General features: G+C 32.2%; 2 protein-coding genes and 1 pseudogene. 2 read left to right on the top strand and 1 reads right to left on the bottom strand.

Features of this window, described 5'->3' with window-relative positions:
* Positions 1–295: 295 nt before the first annotated feature.
* Positions 296–1,735, bottom strand: a complete 1,440-nt coding sequence (locus JCM9157_RS22770; RefSeq protein WP_035668761.1) for an ApeA N-terminal domain 1-containing protein — start codon at positions 1,733–1,735, stop codon at positions 296–298.
* Between the two features lie 298 nt (positions 1,736–2,033).
* On the opposite strand from JCM9157_RS22770, the gene JCM9157_RS25575 reads away from it, so the two are divergent.
* Together JCM9157_RS25575 and JCM9157_RS25570 are read left to right on the top strand one after the other, a co-directional pair.
* Positions 2,034–2,858: an abortive infection family protein gene (locus JCM9157_RS25575; protein WP_052013328.1), complete on the top strand. Its 825-nt coding sequence runs from the start codon at positions 2,034–2,036 to the stop codon at positions 2,856–2,858.
* A gap of 13 nt (positions 2,859–2,871) precedes the next feature.
* Positions 2,872–3,088 (top strand): annotated as a pseudogene (locus JCM9157_RS25570) (GNAT family N-acetyltransferase); the annotation flags it as partial.

Raw genomic sequence — 3,088 nt, 5'->3', positions numbered from 1 at the left:
CATGGAGGACAGAGCCGCCCTTTTATATGAACGAATGAAGTAATTAAGGCTAGACAAAAAACTGCAGTATTAAAAGTAAGCGAAAATATGTCTGTTTTATTTTACGCTAACGATTCAAAGGCTGAAGTTTGATTTCGATAAATTGATAAACGGACATGGATGAAGACAATACTCTTAGTTTATGTATTCAAGCTTGCAGACCGCCACAGTCTACAACAGCACTAAGTATATCTATCTTAGATAAATTTTATAAATAAGGGCGCTCCGTCAAAGGGAGCGCCCTTATAAAGCATATCTAAACATATCTCTTATTTTTAGCTGCTTCCTTAACACTATTACTAGTTATTATTGGCCTAATTCTTTCGCGAGTTCTGTCATGAATAAACTCTTCTTCAAAACCGAACTCTTTAAGTAAGTAGAACTCTAGGATATTACGTAGGATATGAAATCCATTAATCAAGTCTTCACCTTTAAGAGCTCTATTTTCAAGCTTTTTATCATAATGTGTATAATAATTTCTTGTGTCAGCAATAACCTTGGGAAAGTTAAAATAATCAATGTCTGCAGTATAAAAGATAAAAGTATGATCTGCTAATAATAGGTCAGCCAGTCGACTTCTTAAAGTTATATATTTATAACTTCCATCTAATAGAAAATCTTTATCGCTTTGATTATATCTTTCTACAGTTATCTTTCCTTCTATTGCTGGTTCTATTATAGTTAACTCCTCAACCCTGTTCTTGAAATTACTTAAGGAGTTACAAATTCTACGAGCGTGGTATGTTTCAAGAGCTTGTACCATGTTTAAAAAATGGCGATTTGTAGATAATCCTTGATTATATATACTGTCAATGTATAGTTCTATTATGGGCTCCATAATTAATGATATGTCTTGCCATTTTGAAAAACTGGCATTTCTAAGCTCATTTAAATTAAATAGAAAATCAGGCCTTAATTTATTCTCGTCCAAGTTATTCTTGCTTTTTTGTTTAAGTGCATGTTTAACCTCGACAGGCCTTACGTGCCTTGTGTCATCATCAAATTCATAATAAATCTCAGGAGACTCTGCAATTATTTTATCAAAACTTAAAGATTCACTCATTGCTATTTCAATAAGTCTTTTCATTTGATTGGCTATTTTGATAAACCAATCTAACGATTGTATAGTCTTAGATTCTATAATAAGAAATGGCGTTTGTGTTAGAGTAATTTTTTCTCTCATAAGGTCAAAACCTGAATCGTTAAAACTTAAATAATAGGATAAAATATAGTCTTCACATGAATAAATTTCAATTGGTTCTGTGATGTCTAAACCAATGGCAGTTTTCGTATCTTCAATGTCTGGTCTTTTATAATTTGAGATATCACCCCACTTAATTATATGTGGTATACCTATTTGTATTTTTGAAAATTTGATGGATTCTTCGCTTTCGAAATTAATCCCCTCAAACATGAAGTTAGCTTGATATCCAAAGACTTCTTCTGAACCAATTCTACTTTGAGTAGCAACTCTAACACAATCAACAAGAACTATTTTAGCCCCATTTAATGTCGAGCCATTAATGAAAGATATAGTAAGTGGAAGTTCTAAAAAACTGAGCATTGGGCCATTGTTAGGTATTCGAATGTAAAGAATAATGCCCCCTTTATCTTCATTTAAATACAAATCTCCGTAATACTCTTTGTCTAAGTTCTTTATTTTCCAAGTTCCTGTTGCAGAAAGATTAATTTTCATTAAATCACCCTTATATTTGTGCTTGTTTATAATAGTAACATATAAACTAAGATGCTTTTTTCTTAATAGCTCTATTTTTTCGATAACATTGTCTAGATCGCTTTTGCAGTCTTCTCCTAGTGCCACAAGTTAAGATAAATGTAGCGATTTTTATTGTTGAATTTTATAGCTAATGTAAAAATACATAAGTTTGTGAAGTGCTGTACCGAATAATTGTTCAATATAAATAGTAGCCTTATTTGTTCATTTTTGTAATAATTGGAATTAAAGATAATGGTAAAGATTGGGGTAATGATACTTGATAAGCAAACGAACAATCCATACTTTTTATGACTTATTAACAGACTATGGAACACTTGCAACCATTCAAAAGCTCTTTGAATGTGAATACATCTTTGAAGCTGAAAATCATGTCTCCACTTTAAGTGGGCAAAGACGTTCACTTGCTGACGCTTACGTTTCTTCACTTGATTTTAAAAATTCTAGTGACTTGCGAAAATTGTTCAATGTAATAGAAATGTTTTATCTCGAAAATGAAGAAAATGAGTTTTTTCAAAATGATACTACTCTGAAGCAATTCTTTAAATTGTTGGAACGTGATGGCTATGCTTTTGTAAATGGAAAGGTTCAATATGAAAACACAACATATATTCCAAAAGAGCTTGAAAGCTTTACTGGGGAGTATAATATCGAACACGTTGAAAACGATTGGAAGAGAGCGTTAAGTCAAGCAAAGACCGATCCAGAAGACGCAATCACTGCAACCAGAGCAATGGTTGAAAGTACGTTGAAATGGATACTTGACGACATTGAAGAAGAATATAAAGAAACGGACAATTTAAGTCAATTGTACAAGAAGGTTGCTCAATTGCTTAACTTGTCTCCAGACCAACATGGAGCGGAAATTTTTAAACAAATACTGGGTTCAATAAATGGAGTTGTAACAGGACTTGGAGCCTTAAGAAATGCTTATGGAGACTCACACGGCAAGGGAAAAGTGTATTACAAACCAAGCGAACGACACGCAAAATTTGCCATAAATTTAAGTGGAACACTTTGTATTTATCTTATAGAAACCTACATGATTAGCAGAAAGACTCCATTAACTAAGGGAGCAAAATAAGGTGGGGAAAATTATGAAAATATTACAAGCTACAATTGAGGATTTAGAAGGAGTGTCAAATTTATTTAATTTGTATCGGGTGTTTTATCACAAGAATCCAATTTAGAAGGAGCTAAGACTTACATAAAACAACGTATAGAAAATAAGGAGTCCGTTATATTTGTTGTTAAAGATAAACTAAACTATGTCGGCTTTACCCAACTTTATCCTACGTTTTCATCTATATCTAT

This window comes from Halalkalibacter akibai JCM 9157 (assembly GCF_000513135.1).
Classification (GTDB): Bacteria; Bacillota; Bacilli; order Bacillales; family Bacillaceae_D; genus Halalkalibacter; species Halalkalibacter akibai.
This window is presented reverse-complemented; position numbering and strand designations above follow the sequence as displayed.

Excerpts from the sequence above, each read along its gene's own strand:
- JCM9157_RS22770 (WP_035668761.1), bottom strand. The coding sequence starts at position 1,735 with ATGAAAATTAATCTTTCTGCAACAGGAACTTGGAAAATAAAGAACTTA.